This window comes from Paenibacillus sp. 276b, from assembly GCF_900107875.1.
Lineage (GTDB): Bacteria > Bacillota > Bacilli > Paenibacillales > Paenibacillaceae > Paenibacillus > Paenibacillus marchantiae.
In genome coordinates this window covers 604,258-625,664 of record NZ_FNRR01000001.1, presented here as the reverse complement: position 1 = coordinate 625,664, position 21,407 = coordinate 604,258, and the positions used below count along the sequence as shown (strand labels likewise).

17 protein-coding genes are annotated in these 21,407 nt (G+C 46.4%); 3 read left to right on the top strand and 14 right to left on the bottom strand.

The genetic code is table 11. The features are described 5' to 3' along the window. The 8 genes from BLV50_RS02880 to BLV50_RS02845 form a co-directional block, all read right to left on the bottom strand. Positions 1–753 (bottom strand): ATP-binding cassette domain-containing protein, encoded by a 753-nt coding sequence (locus tag BLV50_RS02880; protein WP_079694508.1) that lies wholly within the window; start codon positions 751–753, stop codon positions 1–3. Continuing rightward, positions 753–1,619: an ABC transporter permease gene (locus tag BLV50_RS02875; RefSeq protein WP_090805739.1), complete on the bottom strand. Its 867-nt coding sequence runs from the start codon at positions 1,617–1,619 to the stop codon at positions 753–755. The genes BLV50_RS02880 and BLV50_RS02875 overlap by 1 nt, the downstream gene beginning before the upstream one ends. Then, positions 1,616–2,560, bottom strand: coding sequence for an ABC transporter permease (locus BLV50_RS02870; RefSeq protein ID WP_231952554.1), 945 nt, complete (start codon positions 2,558–2,560; stop codon positions 1,616–1,618). The genes BLV50_RS02875 and BLV50_RS02870 overlap by 4 nt, the downstream gene beginning before the upstream one ends. Next, positions 2,557–4,176: an ABC transporter substrate-binding protein gene (locus BLV50_RS02865; protein WP_072732546.1), complete on the bottom strand. Its 1,620-nt coding sequence runs from the start codon at positions 4,174–4,176 to the stop codon at positions 2,557–2,559. The genes BLV50_RS02870 and BLV50_RS02865 overlap by 4 nt, the downstream gene beginning before the upstream one ends. A 211-nt stretch (positions 4,177–4,387) precedes the next feature. Then, on the bottom strand, positions 4,388–5,539 hold the full coding sequence (locus BLV50_RS02860; protein WP_090805736.1) for an iron-containing alcohol dehydrogenase: 1,152 nt from the start codon (positions 5,537–5,539) through the stop codon (positions 4,388–4,390). Positions 5,540–5,821: 282 nt separating this feature from the next. Then, positions 5,822–6,682 carry a GNAT family N-acetyltransferase gene (locus tag BLV50_RS02855; RefSeq protein ID WP_177031104.1) on the bottom strand — a complete coding sequence of 287 codons (861 nt, stop codon included), beginning with the start codon at positions 6,680–6,682 and terminating at the stop codon, positions 5,822–5,824. A 131-nt stretch (positions 6,683–6,813) separates the two neighbouring features. After that, positions 6,814–8,508: a M3 family oligoendopeptidase gene (locus tag BLV50_RS02850; RefSeq protein ID WP_063563374.1), complete on the bottom strand. Its 1,695-nt coding sequence runs from the start codon at positions 8,506–8,508 to the stop codon at positions 6,814–6,816. 261 nt (positions 8,509–8,769) lie between these two features. After that, positions 8,770–9,576: a glycoside hydrolase family 12 protein gene (locus BLV50_RS02845; protein ID WP_231952556.1), complete on the bottom strand. Its 807-nt coding sequence runs from the start codon at positions 9,574–9,576 to the stop codon at positions 8,770–8,772. A 689-nt stretch (positions 9,577–10,265) separates the two neighbouring features. Between BLV50_RS02845 and BLV50_RS02835 the strand changes: the two genes are divergently transcribed. Further along, complete coding sequence (locus tag BLV50_RS02835) at positions 10,266–11,006, top strand: hypothetical protein (RefSeq protein WP_090805728.1); 741 nt, start codon at positions 10,266–10,268, stop codon at positions 11,004–11,006. 151 nt (positions 11,007–11,157) lie between these two features. Further along, the gene (locus BLV50_RS02830) at positions 11,158–11,370 is read left to right on the top strand and encodes a cation:proton antiporter regulatory subunit (RefSeq protein WP_053779896.1); all 213 of its coding nucleotides are present in this window, start codon (positions 11,158–11,160) and stop codon (positions 11,368–11,370) included. A 102-nt stretch (positions 11,371–11,472) separates the two neighbouring features. Here the strand turns inward: BLV50_RS02830 and BLV50_RS02825 are convergent, their stop codons facing one another. Continuing rightward, the gene (locus BLV50_RS02825; protein WP_177031103.1) at positions 11,473–14,220 is read right to left on the bottom strand and encodes a hybrid sensor histidine kinase/response regulator; all 2,748 of its coding nucleotides are present in this window, start codon (positions 14,218–14,220) and stop codon (positions 11,473–11,475) included. A gap of 274 nt (positions 14,221–14,494) precedes the next feature. Here BLV50_RS02825 and BLV50_RS02820 point away from each other — a divergent pair, with 274 nt between their 5' ends. Continuing rightward, complete coding sequence (locus BLV50_RS02820) at positions 14,495–15,322, top strand: protein-glutamine gamma-glutamyltransferase (protein ID WP_072732542.1); 828 nt, start codon at positions 14,495–14,497, stop codon at positions 15,320–15,322. Positions 15,323–15,509: 187 nt separating this feature from the next. Here BLV50_RS02820 and infC read toward each other — a convergent pair whose 3' ends face one another. The 5 genes from infC to BLV50_RS02795 all read right to left on the bottom strand — a co-directional run bounded on the left by infC (position 15,510) and on the right by BLV50_RS02795 (position 21,335). Further along, the gene (gene infC / locus BLV50_RS02815; protein ID WP_063563371.1) at positions 15,510–16,001 is read right to left on the bottom strand and encodes a translation initiation factor IF-3; all 492 of its coding nucleotides are present in this window, start codon (positions 15,999–16,001) and stop codon (positions 15,510–15,512) included. A 125-nt stretch (positions 16,002–16,126) separates the two neighbouring features. Then, positions 16,127–17,059, bottom strand: a complete 933-nt coding sequence (locus BLV50_RS02810) for a manganese-dependent inorganic pyrophosphatase (RefSeq protein WP_090805721.1) — start codon at positions 17,057–17,059, stop codon at positions 16,127–16,129. A gap of 304 nt (positions 17,060–17,363) precedes the next feature. Then, positions 17,364–18,110, bottom strand: coding sequence for a metallophosphoesterase family protein (locus BLV50_RS02805; RefSeq protein WP_090805718.1), 747 nt, complete (start codon positions 18,108–18,110; stop codon positions 17,364–17,366). Between the two features lie 98 nt (positions 18,111–18,208). Then, a complete protein-coding gene (locus BLV50_RS02800; protein ID WP_090805716.1) occupies positions 18,209–19,216 on the bottom strand; it encodes an LLM class flavin-dependent oxidoreductase in 1,008 nt (335 codons plus the stop codon). A 181-nt stretch (positions 19,217–19,397) separates the two neighbouring features. Next, complete coding sequence (locus tag BLV50_RS02795; RefSeq protein WP_090805714.1) at positions 19,398–21,335, bottom strand: LTA synthase family protein; 1,938 nt, start codon at positions 21,333–21,335, stop codon at positions 19,398–19,400. Positions 21,336–21,407: the final 72 nt, after the last annotated feature.

The following is a 21,407-nucleotide window of genomic DNA, read 5'->3' as shown; positions in this document are numbered from 1 at the left end:
TTATTCGCTCCCTTCTAGCTTCGGTAAAGGAAGCACCGAGTTAATAAGCATCTCGGTGTAAGGATCTTGCGGGTTTTGCAAAAGGCCAAGCGAATCCCCGTGCTCCACGATCCGCCCTTGCTTCATCACGCACAGCTTCGAGCACAGCGTCGCTGCAATCGCCAGATTATGTGTTACAAACACCATGGCGAATCCCAGTTCACGCTGCAAACGTTGGATCGTTTCTATAATTTGACGCTGCACAGTAACGTCCAGTGCCGTTGTTGGCTCATCACAGAGCAGAATGCCTGGCTTGCACGCCAGAGCCAATGCAATGACTACCCGCTGACACTGCCCACCTGACAGCTGGCTAGGGTATCGATCCTCACGCTTCAATGAGTCGGGAAGCCCCAACAGTTCAAGTAATTCCAGCGCTGCTACCCTGGAGGCCTTCCTGCTTAACTTTTGCCTGTAATAGACAACTTCCGCCAGCTGTTTAACAACGGGACAGAGCGGATCGAGCGCACCTCTCGGGTCTTGAAACACCATGGCGCTGTTCACACCACTCCGAATGGTTCCACCCGTCTGCTCCACACCGCTTGGTAACAGTCCCAGAATGGAACGAAGAGTTAGTGATTTACCGGAGCCGGATTCACCTACTAATCCCAGGCTCTCCCCTCGCCCAAGCGAGAAATGTACATCTTGAACTAATTTTTGATTTGACTTGGTTGACAGAGATAGTGCCTTGACTTCAAGAATCGGTTCAGTGGACATTATTTTTTCCTCCATACATCGGCCAATCCATCACCGACAAGCGACAAAGCAATTCCCGTGTAAACGACTGCAAATCCCGGAACTGCCGAGAGCCACCAGGCTGTCGTGATAAAGGATTGTCCATCCGAGATCATCGTGCCCCAATCCGGGGTCGGTGGTGCGATGCCAATGCCCAGGTATCCAAGTGTAACAATCGCCACCAGCAGCCCCACCATATCCGTCATGAGGACAACGATCGCCTGAGGTAATACATTGGGCAGGAGATGACGAAGGATAATCCGTATTCCCGGCAAGCCCAACGTCTGTGCGGATGCGATCCATTCCTGCTTGCGGTACGATGCACTCAGCCCCCTGACGACACGTGCAAAGACAATCCAGCCAACGAGCATAAACGTAATATAAATCCCCCGCTCACCTGCTCCACTGGCAAAAGCCACGATAATGACGATGAGATAAAAAGGGAAAGCGATAAATGTATCGGTGACCAACGATATGATCTTATCAGTCCATTTTCCGTAATACCCTGCGAGCATCCCTAGAAATACGCCCATGCAAAAAGGTACAATTTCCGCTAGCACCATAATGCTCAAATCGGTTCGCGCGGCATAAATCAGTCTAGTGAACAAATCACGTCCCAGTTGGTCTGTGCCCAACCAATGTTCAGCAGACGGAGGTTGCAAAAAGGCACTCAAATTTTGCTCCGAAGGGTCATAAGGACTAATCCACGGTATGATTACAGTCAAGATGATCAGCACGGCAAACATCACACTTCCCACAAGCAGGGAAGGAGTTTTCAATATACGATTCATGAGACTGGTGTTTTGGCTGTCTTCATATAACTGAGGTTCTATTTGTATCGTTTTCATGGTTTTCCTTTCGTTCTGGGATCAAGCCACCTGGAAAGAAGCTCTATCAGGAGACTGATGATCACGACAGATACAGCACAGTAAAGGGCTATGCCTTGAATGACCGGGAAATCCCGTTTGGAAATGGAACTAAACAAAAGACTGCCAATTCCTTTGATACCAAATACCTGTTCAACGACCAATGTGCCGCCAATGAGATAAGAAATATTAACGCCAAGAAGGATCAGCGTCGGTAGCGCCGCATTGCGTAGGACATGTTTGAATAGAATGACCCGGCTCGGTAATCTCGCAGCCTTCAATGTAACTACAAAATCAGATTCCAGTACTTCAAGCATCTGGGCTCTCAATGAACGAACCAATGTCGGAATCTGTGAAAAAGCCACGGTAATGGCGGGAAGTGTCAAACTGTATAAGGTGCCCCACCACCCTTCCCCAACTCCACCAACGGGAAACCAGTGAAGATGAACACTCAGCAGCAGAATCAAAAGGATGCCAACCCAGAAGATTGGCATACCTAGCGTTACCGTAGGAAAAATACGTATCAAATGATCCAGCAGCTTATCCTTGTGTGTAGCGGCCAATGTAGCAAGCACGAGTGCAATGACAATTGACAATGCACATGCCATGCCAATGAGCAGCAAGGTAACGGGTGCACGATCAGCAATTAATTCTCTAGTGGAGGTTCCGTTAATAATAGAGTTGCCGGTATCCCCCTGAGTGAACAGTGTCTTCACAAACCTTATGAATTGTTCCCCCAGCGGCAGATCCAGCCCGAGAGCATGGTGCATGCTCTCCACGGCCTCGGGGGTGCTGTACTCGCCAAGAATCATTTTAGCAGGATCTCCTGGTACCATTCTGATGAGAAAAAAGACTGCTGTCATCACACAAAGGATCACTGCCAACGCTCTTCCCACAGTACTGATCAACCAGAACTTATTCATTTCTGAATACGAACGTCTTCAAAACGCACACTGCCATTAGGCAAAACAACAATGCCATCTACTGAAGAACGAACGCCAATCAGAATATCCGGATAATAAAGCGGAATGTAAGGCACTTCATCGGCAAGCGTTTGAAGCAATTTGGAGTAAATTTCGGCACGGCCATCGCCGTCCGGTGTTTGTTGACCTTTATACAGAAGCTTGGTTACTTCATCATTGGTGTAATGCGTCCAGTAAGATTTGCTGAAGCCATCAGGGTCAGTCTGGAACGCAACGATTGAGTTCGCTTCCGGAGAATCGGCTTGCCCACTGTTCAGCATCGCTGCGAAATCATAAGCAAAGAATCGTTCACGAAAGGTAGCCAGTTCAATCGATTCAATCTCGATATTAATGCCAATTTGTTTTCCCGCTGCCTGAATGATTTGCGCTTCTTGCGCTCTGGTGCTGTTGCCGGAAGCTACAAGCAGTTTTGTAGTGAATCCATCAGGGAAGGCCGATTTGGCCAGTTCCGCTTTGGCTGCATTTACATCAAAATTTAATGCCTTGAGAGTATCATTCGAATTGTAAGGAATCGTTGTAGGCAGCAATGAATTAGCAGTCTGTGCGTAACCAAAGGTAAGCGCCTTAGTCAGACCGTCACGATCAAGTGCCAGAGCCAATGCCCGGCGAACATGCACATCGGAAAAATGCTTATCCAACGTATTAAAGAACAATTGCTCTGTCACCCAGCTGCCGTTGGTTACAACGGTTGTATCCGCGCCATTTTTGATTTCATCAGCATTTTGCAGAGCCAGCGACTCAATCGCATCTACTTCTCCCGCCTTCAACTGGTTGATTGCTTGGCTGTCGTCCTCTATCAACTTGTAAACCAGCTTATCAACCGATGGCTTTCCTTCTTGCCAGTAGTGAGTGTTCTTCGTAAAGGTCACATCGCCTGCAGGGTCCCACTGTTCAACCACGAACGGTCCTGTACCTACCGGCTTCTTGAAAAATTCTTCCTCGGTAACTCCGCCAAAATTGTTCGGAATAATACCGTTCGAGAAGTTGGAAAGCTCAGAGATAAATGGCGTATACGGCTCTTTAAGCGTAATCACCAATGTATGGCTATCCGTTGCTTTGACAGTGTCTACCTTGGCCGATATTGCCAATGGGCCACCAACCTTCAAGTGCCGCTCCAGCGAGAATACGGCATCCTCTGCCGTAACATCTGTGCCGTTGGAGAACTTCAAGCCATCACGCAACACAAACGTATACGTCAAACCGTCATCACTGATGTTATGCGACTTGGCAAGCCAGTCCACAATCTCGCCCTTGTTGTCAAAAGCAACCAAAGGTTCAAATACTTTATCAATGGCAAAAGCATTGTTCGATGTAATCTGATTATGCAAATCAAACGAGGTTACGGAAGCCGGCCGACCATATACAAAAGTCCCCCCCGTTGCAGTCTCGTCCGTCTTTGAATTTTCATCCGTACCTTGGCTCGTGCCTGGCTGGGCTGCTGCATTGGGAGCAGGATCATTGGTCGATCCGGAGCAACCGCTAACGATTACCAATAATAGAACGGCTAACGCTCCTACCCATAATGACTTTCTCGTTGATGATTTAAACTGTGACATGACTGACTCTCCCCTTCCAATAAAGCTTATGTGTTTAGTATGGATTGATTATGGATTAAAGCACCCCCTCTGTCAAACAAAAAATAATGACTATTGCGAGATAAAACTATTTTATCCAATGAAGGAAATGAATCCGTATTTATAAGGCTCAGAAGCACGTGTCACACCAAAAAAGCCAGAATATATTCTGGCTCTCTCTTTGTTCTTAACTTTATATGATTTTGCGGAATAGCTCCATCACTTCATCCCTGGAAGGTTGATACGGATTGCCCGGTGCACAGGCATCTTTCATGGCATTATCCGCCAGCAATTCAACATCAGGATCTTTCACACCCAATTCTGACAGTTTCTCAGGAATGCCTACCTCCTTGGAGAGCTGACGAATGGCTTCGATCACGTACTCCGAGCACTCCTCATCCCGTTTTCCTTTTACATCCATACCGATTGCTTTGGCAATATGACGGAATTTACCTGGCACATGCTTTGCATTCAATTCCTCTACATAAGGGAGCAACATCGCGTTACATACCCCATGCGGAAGGTCATAGACTCCACCAAGTTGATGGGCCATCGCATGTACATAGCCCAAGCCTGCATTGTTAAAAGCAATCCCGCCAAGAAAACACGCATACGTCATATGCTCTCTTGCTTCCAGATCACTACCATCCCTGACCGCTCTGGGCAAATATTCAAAGATCAGCTCAACGGCAGCAGCCGCTGTAGCACTCGTCACCGTGAACCCGCCAGGCGTCACCATGGCTTCCACCGCATGGGTCAATGCATCCATGCCCGTGGCCGCTGTAAGACTGGCTGGCTTGCTCAGCATCAGTTCCGGGTCGTTCACCGACAAGTCAACGAGACTGTTTCGATCCACCATCACCATTTTCACCTTACGTTCCTCATCTGTAATCACGTAGTTCATGGTCACCTCACTCGACGTGCCAGCCGTTGTGTTAATGGCAACAAGCAGCACGGACTTGTGTTTCGATTGATGCAAACCTTCATAATCACGGATATGTCCACCGTTGGTTGCTACAATGCCAATTCCTTTGGCAGCATCCTGAGGTGAACCTCCGCCTATCGATATAATGGCGTCACAGCCATGATCCTGAAATACCTGAAGTCCGTCATGTACATTCTGACAGGTGGGATTGGGCTGAACCTCATCATATACCACATAGTCTAACCCTGATTTTCTTAGTATAGACAGCACTTGTTCAGCAACGCCGGAAGAAATCAATCGACGATCAGTTACGACAAGCGCTTTGCGAATACCCATATTCTCAATCATCTTGCCTGCTTCGTGTAAACATCCTCTGCCCATCAAGTTCACGGGCGGAACATAATAAGCGTGTGTTGCCATCTGAACCAGCCTCCTGTTACCCCTGATTTACTATCTTTATTGTAACTGAATCCGTTTTCAGATATAGTGAAATAAATCACAACCGAGTTGATAAATGTTTCATTTGCACGGAATTATCTAAGAATTATCCAATAATCATGAATGCTCTTCAGTAACTTGCTTATCTGTGCTTGAATTAAAAAGGGTAACTTGATCTTGGATTCACAAGTTTCACCGCTCGAATCAAAAAACAGGGGCTATCCCTGGTCATTTTCATGACTTCGGGACAGCCCCTACAGATATTCAGTAATTTAGAAGCTCCTGAATCGGCATGTAATAGACGGGATAAGCTCTGCCTTGATCGAAACCAAGCTTACCCGCTATCGCGATGGAATCATGACGGAATTCCTCTGTCGTCCAGTGTGGAACACAATTCCGTTCTAGAACGGATTGCACATAAGCGCTTGCCATGGCCGTAGCCAGGCCCTTGCCACGGTGTATCGAATCGTAGGTGTTGATGCCTGTTTCATGGTGAATGTCACTGACAAACACTGAGATACATGTACCTACAACCTGCCCTTCATATACCGTGCATGTGCCTGCTCCGTATCGGAAGAAGTCCTCCACCGAATGCCAGAATTTCAAAATTTCCTGTTCAATGATACAGCTTTTGTCGTCCTCCAGCATTACAGCTCGATCGATAATTTGAAGCTTATATCCCGGAGGAACGAACAAGGAGCTGGAACTGCGTTCCATCCACTGTTCATACTTCGCAAGATTGAATTGAAAAGGAACTCGCAATCCTTCTCGCAAACGCCCATTGAACATGTGATCCAGGACGGGAGACCAATCTGAGCCGGGCTCGGGGTAAACTTCAAGATTCAGCATGTCTTCGCCAGCATCTAACGCTTCAGGTAATAGCTCCTGAACAAGTACCTCCCTAACAAGGCTATTGAACTGTTCATTATCCGATCTTCCGATCAGATAAAACATTTCGTTTTCGGCCCAAATCAGGGCGCTTTTCGGCGCATGAAGCTGGTCTGCATAGACACGGCCGCGTTGAAGTCCCGCAATCACTCCACCCATAACCACATGCCCGTACGTTCCCGTGATGAAGGGCGCTAATTGCTTCCTTTGGGACGGTTGATCTAGTAAAACCAACATGGTATAACCTCGCATTCTTTGTATAGGTAGGGAAATGAATACATTCAAATCCGCCCTGCCTCAGAATGCTGTAACGTCAGGTTTTTTCCTCGTTCCCTTTCACCTCTTCGACCTTTATTTTTATTTTTCGCTTACAGTGCTTTATCGTCTACTGCGTCCAACCAGGCTTCGATATCGCCGATGACGGAGGATACGCAGCCGTCTTCAAACGGAGAATTCAAACCTGCCAGTTCTACCAATCCTGTGAAGGACAGGCTTCCTCCGGCTTTACATAATGTCAGATAGTCAGCCCATGCGGACTTCATATCCTGGTTACTGCGTTTCCAGAACTGGAATGCACAGATTTGTGCCAGTGTGTAGTCAATGTAATAGAACGGCGACGAGAAGATATGACCCTGTTTGTGCCAGAATCCGCCTTGTTCCAAATAGGCGTTATCTTTGTAATTGATGTGCGGCAGATAAGTCTTCTCAATATTGCGCCATGCCTGTTTGCGCTCCGCTGGTGTTGCATCCGGGTTTGCATAGACAAAATGCTGGAATTCATCGACTGCTACGCCATAAGGAATAAAGAGCAATCCGGAAGACAGGTGATCAAATTTGTATTTGTCCGTATCTTCCTTGAAGAACAATTCCATCCACGGCCATGTAAAGAATTCCATGCTCATGGAATGGATCTCTGCGGATTCATACGTCGGCCAGTTGTACTCAGGTACTTCGAAGTGACGACTCTCATATACCTGGAACGCGTGACCTGCTTCGTGTGTCAATACGTCGATATCGCCTGATGTACCGTTAAAGTTGGAGAAAATAAACGGCACTTTGTAATCGTTCAGGAAGGTGCAATAGCCCCCGCCCTGCTTGCCTTTTTTGCTCACCAAATCCATCAATTCATTGTCGGTCATCATCTGGAAAAACGTATCCGTTTCCGGTGACAATTCAGCGTACATTTTCTTACCATTGTCAATGATCCAGTCTGCATCGCCTTTAGGTGTCGGGTTCCCTGTCTTAAAGCTGAAGCCCTGATCATAAAAATAGAGGGTATCCACATCAATCCGGCTGCGCTGACGCTCTCTGAGCTTCGTCGCTACAGGCACGATATAATCACGGACTTGTGCTCTGAAATTGGACACCATCTCCGCGTTGTAATCCGTACGGTTCATACGGTCATAACCGAGTTCCACATACGTTGGATATCCCAGCTTCTTCGCGATCTGTGTACGCACTTTCACCAAATCGTCGTAAATGCGATCGAATTCAGCCTCATGTTCAGCCATGAACGTATATCTTGCTTCCGATGCACGTTCCCGCATGGAGCGATCCGTGGACAACTCAAAAGGATGCAACTGCGGCAATGTGCGTTCTTCACCTTCAAACGGAATTTTGGCCGAAGCAATCAGCTGGTTGTATTCCGTGGAAAGTTTGTTCTCTTTCTGAAGGTCCTCGATAATTTCAGGGCTGAATGTTTTCAGGGACAGATCCGCCAGCTGGAACAGCTGTGAACCCCATTTTTGTTCCAGTTCAGCACGAAATTTGGAGTTTACCAATGCCCGATAATAATCGGTGATGTATTCTTGAATGATTGGAGAGCTTTCATCCAGAAATTCATTTTCTTCTTTGTAAAATGTATCATTGGTATCAATCGAATGACGGATGTAGACCAATTGTGCCTGAGTCTCAAAGTCACTTCGCAAAGCGTTAATCTTGTCCATATATCCACTCTGCTCTTCAACCGTAGTCGCGGCTTCAAAACCACTCAGAAGCTCACGGAATGACGTTTTGATTTGTTCCAGATCGGGACGTGTATACGTATACTCACTAAATTTCATTTATGTACACCCTTTCCTGTTAGGCATATTTCGGGATTCCCCGAGTTGAACTAAACCCTATTATACAAAAGAGCAGCCTAAAAATCCCAACTTTACGAAAAATATTTGTCCATCGGTCAAATGCAGCTACATCACTCGTTACCTATGTTACGCATGAATGTTAGGTCCAATACACAAGTAAAAGATGCTGCGTCAGCAGGAAATGGGTTTTCCTCCGAGCAGCATCTCATTAAATCAGGAATAAGCGTATAAACAGAGCCGTTACTGCACGTTCACATACCAGTTAGAGTAATTGATCTGGCCGCTGCCTTTCGTAATTTCGGTTCCATACTCAACACTGCTTACATATTTGCTGTTGGTAAAGTAACTTTTGGAGATCAGATAATCAGTGAAGTTTTTGACGTTGATGCTAAAGTTGTTAGGGGATTTTGACTTCTTCAGGAACGAGTATACCCACCATTGATGCACTCCGTTGTCGGTAATCTCGCCGCGATACAGATCATAGGTTTGTCCACCAATGGATACATCCGAGAACACTTTGGAACCAATAGGACCTACACCGGAAGTCCAATCGTTCCAGATCATAATCTCCTCGGTGGGTGTGCTTGACCAGGTCGCATTGCCGATGTCATGCAGCCAGATATCATACGCATTATTATATTCCCCTGTAGTGTTGGACGCCTTAGAATAACTTACTCCGGTATTGATACTTTTGTTCGCAGACAATCGCGTTGGCAGCCCACTGCCTGGCGTGAAACCCTCAGTCCAGTGCCAGCCGCTGACAAGAGAAGGATAAGCTTTGACTCCACCGGCAGTCGTTGGCCAGTTCCAAACGTAACCCAGATCAGTATTACTGTTCACATACACGGACTGGGACCAGCCACTGACACTTGAGCTACCCCAGCTATTGTTGAATATATAATACTTGTTGTTGCTGAAATTAAGTTTGGCATACGCTGTGGAATCCGATGCTGCGCTGGCTGTAATTGGAACGGCCGCAATCAGTAATGACATGACCAGCAGCATCCATGCTTTCTTGCCTGATCTTTTTTTCATCTTCAAACCCATAATGTTAGCCTCCCGTAAATTTTAATGTAAACGCTTACAGATATAAGTGTAAAACATTTCCATGTACAAGCATACCACTTAAATCCGACATTTTTTCATGCTATATTTAGACTTTTTGGCATTATATACAAATAAGCCCGCCTCGCATCCATTGCGAAGCCAGCTTATAGGCTTGTCTTTTCACGTTTCTTTTCAATATACCCTAGTGTTGATCGTTGTCCATAATCTTGTAGAACCAGCCCATTCCGACCATTCCCACAACCATAATGATACCCATAATAATGATATATGTCATGAATGTAACCCCCCTGCTCCGTATTTCTTCACACTACTATCAGTTTACACGGTGAAACCCATTTTGAATTGACTGAACATTGACAAAAATACGAAATCTTCATTTCCACTCCATATATCGTGTCCTTTTTCATTGTAATTCCAACCGGTTTGTCATTCATTCGATTATTCCACATCACCGGATCTGCATCCAAATGTTCACTTGCTGTCATTATCCAATCTCTCCTTTAATGCTTCGGAGCCTACTTTTTTACTCTAATTTTATAGATATATCATATCATAGCGTACGATCTACCTTGCTCTTATAGTGAACAAAGTTTCATCCGCCATCCTTACGGTGTATACTATACTTCTATGAATTGGAATTGGATCATACGCAGAAAGGTTTGAACTGAATGTCGACTCGCATACCCTATTATCGTCAGCTATTACTCGCTTTTTTACTAACTCTTATGCTGTTTATACTATCCGCCTGCGCTGATGGTGAAGCACATGTCACGGTTAATATGGACGGTTCATCCGATCTGGCCCTGAATCTCAGCGTAACCGACTCAGCCCTGGGAATGATGGGACAAGACAATCTCATGACAATGCTCGCAAATACGTTGAAGCAGAATAATTTCCAGGCCGAAGTTTCGGACCAGGGAGATCGGACACAACTCAAAGCGACGACCCATTATGAGAAAAGTAATACCGTCTCTACCTTCAGCACGTCGGATCTGCCTGATGGAATCAAAATGGAGCAATCCACTACACCTGGATTTTTCACTTCCAAATTGCATATTGCTGCGGAAGCAGACCTGATGCAGACCATACCCGATGGTGAGGTCAAAGACCAAATTAATAAGGTCCCCGGATTTCTCAAAAACCTGCTACTGAAAGATGTCAATTTTGATTTCAAGCTGACGCTGCCAATCAAAGTGCAGGATTCCAATGCAGATCTGGTCGAAGATCACGGAAAAACCCTAATTTGGCACGTCTCACCACTGAATACGAATAAGCTAGATTTGACCGTACAGGTCCCGAATATTCGGAACATCATAATTACGGGGGGCATTGCCTTGGTGCTGATCATTGCATTACTTATCTGGTTCATGGTCCGTCGCAGACGAACCCGACAGAGTCGGAATGTATAACTAACTTAACTAACCACAGCGCAAGAAGCTTGGAGGAGATGACTACTATTTCATTTCTGACTTGCCAAATGGTGTTATGAATAGTAGAATACATCCGTACTGTGTGAACGGTTAACTTAACTATGGAAAAGCTAAAGAGGTGACAGGTTTCATGAATATCCGGGAATGCCCATTGCCTGGTATCGGAGTGAAGTACCAGTTTGATACAAAAAGCGGTAATAAGTTGGTCATTATTGTCCACGAAGACGGACGCCGTGAATTATTCTCGGTGGACCCCAATGACAACGAAGAACTTACCCTAATTGCAGAACTGGAAGATGACGAGTGTGTAACCCTTTCGGGATTAATTGGAGGATGGTCCTGACATCTGTCAGGCTACTACCAACACCCACGGAAGACCAAAATAACCTGCCCTTGAATTTCAGAGGCAGGTTATTTTTTTTGATAACTTGAGACATGCAGCCCATCAGCGCTCATGCTGGGAGCGTATGTACGGAACCCATGTGTTTAGCACACGACTTATTTCCGTAGAGCTGAACGGTTTGCTGATAAAGTCCTGCATACCGCATTTCAGACAAGCTTCACGGTCGTTCGCTCCTGCAAATGCCGTGATGGCAGCAATGACCGGAATTTCAGGGTGGGTTTGCCTAATCCGGCAGGTCGCTTCAATCCCATCCATAACAGGCATTTGGATATCCATAAAGAGAAGGTCGTATGTTTCCCTTTCCAATGCTTTCACCGCTTCTGCACCGTTCTCCACGATATCACATAGACCGCCGTGCTTACGAAGCATTTCCTCCAGCAAATGGCTGTTCAATGACTGATCCTCAGCTATAAGAATTTTGATCCCCGCTGCCAGACTTGTTCGATCCAGCTTCAGGTTGTGATCAGCCACCTCTTCAATCTGATCCGTGGACTCATCTTGCCATCGTTCAAGTAACAGGGTGAAGTGGAAATCCGCCCCCTCACCTGTCTCACTCTGTACACCAATGGCGCCGCCCATCAGTTCCACCAGCTTCTTGCTGATGGCCAGCCCCAGACCTGTGCCTCCATATTTGCGATTGATAGCCGGATCGAGCTGTGAGAAAGACTGGAACAGTTGATGCTGCTTATTGAACGGAATGCCAATCCCCGTATCTTTGACCGAAACGGACAAGATCAGATGATTCTCATTGTAAAATTCCGCTGGCTTAACGTTCACGTGAACCTGAATGCTTCCCTTCTCCGTGAATTTGATGGCATTGCCTACTAGATTAATCAGAATCTGACGAATGCGAGTTTCATCGCCTCGTACGCGTTCGGGAATCTGCTCTGACATTTCACAGTATAGTTCAATATTCTTTTCGGAAGCTCTAAGCGCAAATAGTTCCATGACCCCGCCAAGAACCGATTTAATATCCACTGGCTGGCGTTCAAGATCCATTTTTCCTGCTTCAATCTTACTGAAATCCAAGATCTCATTCAGAATGTGCAGCAGTGATTCACCACTGTCGATGATGATATCGGCGAAGCCGTTCTGCTCCTCATCCAACTCTGTTTCTTTTAACAGATGGGCCATGCCCATAATTCCATTCAGAGGTGTACGAAGCTCATGACTCATAATCGCCAGGAACTCGGACTTGGCTCGGTCCGCATGTTCTGCCACTTCCTTGGCACGAATGATGTCCTTCACCGATGTCATATCGCGGAAAACCAGTACAGCTCCACGATTCTCCCCCTGCTCCATTATCGGTTTCAGTTGGAACTCCGCCAGGAAGCTGGAGCCATCCTGCTTCCAAAATACAGACTCAGATCGCGGCAGGCTTCGCCCTTCACGTACAGCTTGAAGAATAGGAGTGCTATTGGACGGATAAGGTATACCCTCACTTTGCATTTGTAACATGATCTCTTCAAGTGGCTTGCCATTCATCTCAGACGGACAGAAATCCATCATCTCCGTTGCAATCGGATTGGCAAATATCAGGTTACCATTCTGATCGAGGCCAATGACTCCCTCAGACATGGCATTGAGAATCAATGCTCTTTCGTAACTGAGATTTTCAATTTCCTCTACATACCTTTTAGACTCCGTAATATCACTAGTTATTCCATAGACGCCCACGACACGATCCTCGAGCAAAATCGGAACATTAATCACACTTGTTTCAATGCGCTGTCCGTCTTTGTGAATCAACCCCACTTCATAGCTCTGTGCGGTTCCTTTTACGGTTTCTTCAAAATGATACCTCGTCTTATCCAGGTCCACCGGGTCAATGAGATGATCAAAGGATGAACTAAGAAGTTCCTCCTTGGTATGACCTGTCAATTGCTCTTGACCTGCATTGGCCTTAAGCAGGTTTCCGTCCAAATCTAATGAAGCAACTCCAAGAGGGTTACTGTCGAACAATGATTGGTACTCCTGAAGACTTAATTGCTGCTGCTTGCTCGCTGTAATATCACGGGTCACTCCAATCATTTCCTGCAGATTTCCCTGTATGTCATATACATAATGAGTGATGGTATCCGCCCATATAACAGAACCATCCTTATGCTGGAGCCGATAGCTAATTCGATCAGGTGCAAGGCCCTGGATTTGACCAGCCACGAAAGCTTCAACTAGACGCACGTCGTCGGGGTGAATGCAGAACAGGCCAGGTTGACCAACAACTTCTTCTGGATCATATCCCAACATACTTTTGCTGGCTGGAGATACGTACTTGAACGTCCGCTCCGGATCGGCATGGTGTATGGCAATCAGGTCAAGCGAGGACTCGGCCAGCAATCTTGAGATTCTACTGCTCTCCTCCAACTGCTTGCGCTGTATAATCAATCGATTCTCCGCGTCCTTCTGCTTCGAAATATCCGCTGCCTGAACAAGCAAATAAAGCGGCTCGCCGCTCACTTCATCCCTGACGATGCAGGCTCTTACCGTCGCCCAGAGAAGAGAATCATCCTTACGCTTAAGCCGTAACTCAGTTTCATACATCAGACTTAATCCATTGGTCATATCCCAGAAATGGGCTCTGAACTCCTCCATCTCTAAGTCTTCCTCATAGATCATATGTACAATTGGTGAGTCAATCAATTCATCTTCACTGCATCCCAGCATTTCACAAAATGCCGGATTAAGCTGAAGCCAACGTCCGTTCACATGCGAAGCAACAGCAATGCCGATCGGTGCATGTGTATATAACTGCTCGAACAGAGAGCGATTCTCTGCAATTGGATTCGACACCACATATCCTCCTTTATGGGGAATCTGAATATATTCCGTATGAACAGATCGACCTGAACATAACTTCATCTATAAGAGTAGTACCCCAAATATCATGATTTATAAACGAGATCAACAAAAATTCCAGGCAATAATCGACATTCTTATCGTGTGTTCATGCTGTCTGTACTTGTAGACATACAAAATCGCATAAGTGTCGTCATATACTACAGAATACGCGTGCATACCGGTTTGTACAAGGCTGAACATCCAAATGATACTGGAGGTTATGATTATGATCATTGTTGCGAATCAACCGATTGAGCTGGTACGTTCGGATTGGTCTGCTTTTGCATGGCATTGGTTACAGCAACTACAGAACAGTCCAACAGTATACACATATCAATCCATGGATCATCTTCACTTTGAATGGACGTTGCGCGAGTCTCTGGTGGATGCAGCAGAAGCGCTCGATCGAAGCGGGGTCAGCTTTGCCTCGTTCGAGAAATCCAGATGTAATCCTGCCTATTGGAACCGAAATGCTGAAGGTGGCTTTGAGCTAAGATCTGAGGTAACGCCTGCGGAAGGAATCCGGGACATTTGGAAGAATGGTCATTTGTATGCCTTTGAATGTGCAACAGCGACTGTAATTGTCCTTTATGGCGGAGTATTGAACAGTATTCGGGAAGATGATTTCAATTCACTGTTCCGCAACCTGCTGCTCTACGACTGGCACTATGACAGTGATCTGCGATTAACGGAGAAGAACGGCAGCGACTCTGCGCTTCCTGGAGACGTATTGTACTTCAAAAATCCGGACGTTTCCCCTGAAACACCAGAGTGGCAGGGAGAGAATACCATTATGCTTCGTGAAGACGTATATTATGGTCATGGAATCGGGATTGCAAGCGGGGAAGAAATCATTCGTTCACTGAATCAAAACCGCATTCCTGGAAGTACAGTGTCAGCCTATTTGATGGATACGGTAATTTATCCGGACTTTCTATATCTATCCCGCTACGCCAAGAACAGTAACTCGAATTCACAAACAGCCTCATCTACTCCGGTCTTGCCGGGACAGTTGTATGTACGCATCGGCGGCAGCCGTTACTTGCGAGTCTAAACAGCTTAAAGCGTGATTATCATTAGGAGTACAGAATTGCTATACCGATATTTCATGCTGAAAACCCCGTAGAGCAGCAGGTCAACTGTTGCTTCACGGGGTTATTAGAACATTAGGGAAAGCCAGCCCAATAACGACCGTATTGTCTCACAGTTCCTTGTTATTCAGCTGAATTCGTTCATCTTTGTTATCCAATGGGGTCTAACTGTACAACGACCTGTTTGCCGCTCACCTGAATACCTGTCGTTTTACTGCCATACTCAGCCAGAGATTTGCACAGCTGTTCTGCCCATTCCTTGCCTGCTGTTCCTTCCTTGGCTCCATGCACCTGGATGACGAGCTTCACCGAGTCCCCCTTCGTCAGGATACGCTCTGCCTGAGATTGCTTGGTCTCCCGATCGTGGTCTTCCATCTGCAGGTTCAGTCGAATCTCTTTCACTTTACGTTTATCCGGGGATTTTACCGCCTTCTTCTTCTCTTGCTGCTTTTCCTGTCTCGCTGCTCCAGCGCCCATCAGTTTGCATGGCGGCGGGCTGGTCATTAGAGACATACAAATCAGATCCACCTTATGCTGCTTCGCAAGTGCAAGTGCGTCACGAGTAGACATGATGCCGAGATCTTCACCGTTCAGGCCGGTCAGCTGGACTTCAGTCGCTTTAATTTTTTCATTTTTGATCATGGTACATCCTCCTCTACAACAAAAGCCTGTCCTGACCTATGACAGATCAAGAGCAGGCTTGGATGTTGTAACTGAATATTCATCGTATATCTGGACGTAATGGTTATACGTCGGTTTTGTGCATCTTACAACGAGTTGAACGCTTCGGTCAGAACTGGAACAATTTGCGATTTGCGGGATACTACACCTTTGAGCAACGCTCTGCTATCCGACAATGTTACATTGTACGCTTTTTCTACAGCTTTGGTGGAAGCACCATAAGCCAATGCAACGGAATCGTTGTTCAGGATGTCGGTTACGACAAATACGAACAGGTCGAGACCTTTGCTGGAAATAATTGCTTCAATCGCTGCTTCAAGCTCAGGTTGTTTCACAAGCACATCATTCACGTCAATCGCGTTCACTTGTGCAATTTCCACTTTTGCTTGGCCCATAGCGAATTCTTTTGCATCCAGGGAGATCAGTTCAGCAATCGTTTTCTGACTCAGGTCTGCGCCCGCTTTCAGCATATCCAGACCATAGCTGTCTGCATCTACACCAGCAATGGCAGCCAGTTCACGTGCTGCTGCTACATCCTGCTCTGTGCATGTTGGAGATTTGAACAACAGGGAGTCGGAAATAATCGCGGACAGCATCAGACCAGCAATCGGTGCGCTGATTTCCACGCCGTTTTCTTTGTACAATTTATTCAAAATGGTTGCTGTACAACCTACAGGTTCTGCACGGAAATACAGAGGCTGGCTTGTCTCAAAGTTCGCGATCCGGTGATGGTCGATAACTTCAACCACCGTCACGTCCTCAATATCGCTGACACTTTGCTGACGCTCGTTGTGGTCAACCAGGATGACCTTGTTCACTTCGTTAGCTGCTGTTTTGATCAGACGTGGCGCTGCCACTTTGAATTGGTCCAATGCAAATTGAGTTTCGCCGTTTACTTCGCCGAGACGAACAGCTTCAACGTCCTGACCCAATTTTGTTTTCAAGTCTGCATAGGCAATGGCCGAGCAGATCGTATCCGTATCGGGATTTTTGTGACCGAAGATTAATGCTTTTTCCATATTAATAGCCCTCCGTCAATTCTGATTTAGATTAATAAATTTAATAATTCAAGCATACCCTTACTGATTATAGCGTTAATAAGGCTTAATTCCAATCCCTTTACAGCGAATTAATTACAAAATCATGTCAGGTCTTGCCTTTATACTCCGTAAACGAATGCACAACTCTGCCGTTCCGCCAGCTTCGATCCATTGTCGGTATGTATACCAATCCACATTCTCAAGAAAGTAAAAGGTTAGAGCTTCAACGGGATTTAATTTATACTTTTGTTTAAAGAGATTTATTTGAAATTCGCCGCGTGGATTAAACCTCGGGACCCTGACGGGTCTCTCCTCTTTTCACAAAAAGAGTCTGTAGACTCCCGTCTTCGCTGATCTCCAGCAAGTTCAATCGAGCACCATAAGCACATCCGCCATCAATGCCAATCTTGTCTCCACTGGGGTCAAACCAGACACCTGGCTCGTTATGCAAATTTTTGACTGGAGTATGACCGAATACCACGGTCTCCTTGAGCGATGTTGGTCTTGAATAGAACGGCTCCCGAATCCAAATGAAGTCACGCTCTGACTGAGTCCTCCAATCCTCCACATCCGGATTAATCCCGGCATGTACAAAGATATAACCAGGAATTTCGTATACAAGGGGAAGCTGTTCCAAAAAACGAAGATGATGCTCATAGTGTGTACGGAGCCACTGTTTGGCTTCAGTATAAACATCCCAGTCCAACTGCTCATCATCCAGAGAAACCTCAACATAGCTGGCCAGCGTCTGTAAACCTCCATTACGAATCCAGTGTTTGTCATAGTCCTCGACATCATGGTTCAGCGCCTTGACCATCATCGCATCATGATTTCCTTTGATCACAATAATATTGTACTGCTCGTGCATCTGCATAATCTGTTCCACGACCTCTTTACTCTTCGGTCCGCGGTCGACATAATCACCTAACAAAATCAGCTCGTCCTGCTCCGGATCGTATGCTGCCTGCTCAAGCAGAGCATTGAATTCGTCGTAACAGCCATGAATATCACTAACGACACATCTGCGAATGTGAATCTCTCCTCTCCCTGATCACGCAAGAGTATAACCGGAACCTTGCTAAGCAAGGCTCCAGCCATTTCAGAATACTAATTCCCGTTCAGTACCGATTAATCCTGCTTTATACCAAAGGCTTCCGCTATCAGGCTGAATGAACGCAAACGATCCTCGAATGAGTGAATCGCAGATGCAATAATAACTTCATCCGCTTCATAGCGTTCAGCCATTGCTGTAATTTTGTCTTTTACCTGATCCGGTGTACCTACAATGGAAAAAGAACGGCGTTGACGGATCTGTTCCATCTCCATGGCCGTAAATGGATAGTTGTTCACCGTTTCCAGGGATGGGAATGAGTTCTGCTCCAGACCCCGGCCAAGCCGCAGGAAGAATAATTCATTGCTGCGAGCCAGTTCAGCGGCCGCTTCTTCAGTCTCTGCACAGAATGCCGACACCGCAATCATGGAATGTGGTTTGTCATTCAGGATAGAAGGCTTGAAATGTCTGCGATAATGCTTCATCGCTTCCTCTCCACCCGGCGTTCCGAAAAATTGGGCAAACGCGTAAGCGGTCCCTTGTGCTGCAGCAATTCGTGCACCTTCGGAACTGGAGCCGAGCAACCATACTTCGGGAACAGTGGTTACAGATGGCCCAGCTACTAGGGAAGCAAAACGGTGATCCTCCGGCAGCTGTTCATGAAAATATCCACCCAGATCGGCAATCTGCTGCGGGAAGAATTGCACATTCGATGACTTTCCTTCATTCAGAGCTCTGCTGGCAATCGGCATGCCTCCCGGGGCTCTGCCAATACCAAGGTCGATTCGGCCAGGGTGTAGTGCTTCCAGCAAACGGAAGTTCTCGGCAACTTTATATGCACTGTAATGGGGCAGCATAATGCCGCCTGAACCTACGCGAATTCGATCGGTATGTGCTGCAACGTGTGCAATCATAACTTCCGGACTGGAAAATGACAGTGCCCCGCTGCCATGATGCTCCGACATCCAGAAGCGGGAGAAGCCCAGTTCATCCGCATGTTTGGCAAGAGTTACCGTCTCCCGAAGGGTATCCTGTACCGTCCGTCCTTCATTAATATGTCCATGTTCAAGTACACTAAGTTTCATCTATATTCATTCCTTTCGTCATCTGCGTTAGTGGCTGCATCTTCCATTGTAACATTATTGATTACAGTTTCAAAGGTTATCTCCTTTTCATTACACGTTTCGATTTACGATGAATAAACAAATAACGCCACCAGCTCGTGAGCCAGTGACGTTATAGTATTTCATACATTTAAAAATTCAATTACGGTGCACGTTTGGGTAACAGCTTCACATACTCGTCAGACAGCTTCATCAAGCTGAGCACGTGCTCATAGTCAGAACGATACGGCTCGAGATCCGTGACGGGTTCATACGTTTTTAACGAGTAGGCTGTTCCATCATCAAAGCCCGCACCCGGAATAAACATAATGTCATTGTTCACAAATGAACCTGTCGGCAAGTAATACCGGATACCGAACGCATTATGGTCCATGTTAAGCAGATCGTGTCCAAAGGCTGTGAATTTCTCTTCCTTCAAAGAGACACCCATCAGGTTCATCACCGTTGGCAATATATCCAATTGACCACCAGGCTGTTCTATAACTTGACCTTTCGCCTGTTTCGGCGTGTGGATCAAGAGCGGGATGTTGAAACGACTAACTTTACCGTCATAGGGCACGCCCAGATTGGTCTGGATCTGCTGAGTAATCTCATCGTTTGCCGGCAGACCGAAATGGTCACCATATATAACGAGTGTTGTGTTATCCCACAACCCATTTGCCTTGAGTTCATCGATCAACTGACCTACTGCATAATCCGTATAATTGATCGCCTGCAGGTAATCACGCAGCAACGTATTGGTGATAGTGGCCGGGATGGTAATTCTCGCCCGGTCTGCAGGAACCGTGAACGGTGAGTGGCTGGATGCTGTAATGAACTGAGCATAGAACGGCTGATTAGCAGCCTGATGCGCAGCCATTTTTTCCACACCTACACGATATAGCTCCTCATCCGATGGTCCAAAATCATTAAACTTATCATTCTTGAAGCTGGGTTTGTCGAAGTACCGATTGAATCCAAGCGCAGGATACATTTTGTTCCGGTTCCAGAAGGTGACGTCATTAACGTGGAACGTTTCAGATTCATATCCTTCTTTCCCAAGCAGTTTCGGAAGACTTGGCAGATCACGGTCACTATACCCTGCTGACATAGGTACAATTCCGGTTGGATAGATGGATGTGTTCGACATGAACTCAGCATCCGATGTATTTCCCTGTCCGATCTGTTGGAAAAAATGAGAGAAATAATAGCTTTCTTTGGCCAGATCATTCAGAACCGGGGTTAGTACTTGACCGTCGAGAGAAGCATTAATCGGGAAGTTTTGAAATGACTCCAGTTGGAGGACAATCAGGTTGCTTCCTTTGGCCTGACCAAAATATTTGGTTTTGATAGCTGTGCCTTGACTCGACTTATCCTGATACGGATACTTGCTAACCAGTTGATTAATCTTGTCGATGGTTTCGTTAATGTTGCCATTCGCAATGGCTTCATTCTCTTTGCTCGTCAGGATCGCCGATGACACCTGGTAATTCAGAAAGCCCAGATTTTCGGCACGAACCAGTTCATTATCAATGGTTTCCCCTTTGACAATGAAGCTGCCGGACAGCACGATGCAAAAAGCAGCCGTAAGGGCTACACCCAACTTGCCCCAATACCGTCTCCGGCTTCTGCCGAAATGGAGTCCACTGTCACGATAGCTGCTGTTACGAGCTGAGGCACGTCGACTGCGCAAGATAAACCATACGGGCAGAGCGAGTACGATATCCACAAAAAACAGGAAGTGCTCAGGTCGCACCAAAGGCCCGATACTGCCCCTCACTTGGGCGACTTGGCCCAGTTCGCTGAGTGCCGTATATGTGGGAACCGAACTGAAATGTACGTTATAGAGTGTCGCCGCGAACAATACCAGCGAGAACAACACATTAAAACCTGCGTACACTGAACGCTTCCACCCTTTGGGCACGATCAGATCGAGGATGCATACCACTGTCAGGGCCCCCAATGCGTCAGTAACGAAACCGATGCCGGACAGACCCTGGAAAAAGAAATACCGCAAAAGCGACAGCTTCAGCAGCATAAGAATAAATAACACGGCAAATAAAGTCCGTGATGAGGTCCGCTCATTTTTGGAATTAAACATGGTCGCTTTCAACCCTTATCTGAAATTTTTACGTTCCTTTTACAAAACGCATATTTCAGTATAACAGTTTTA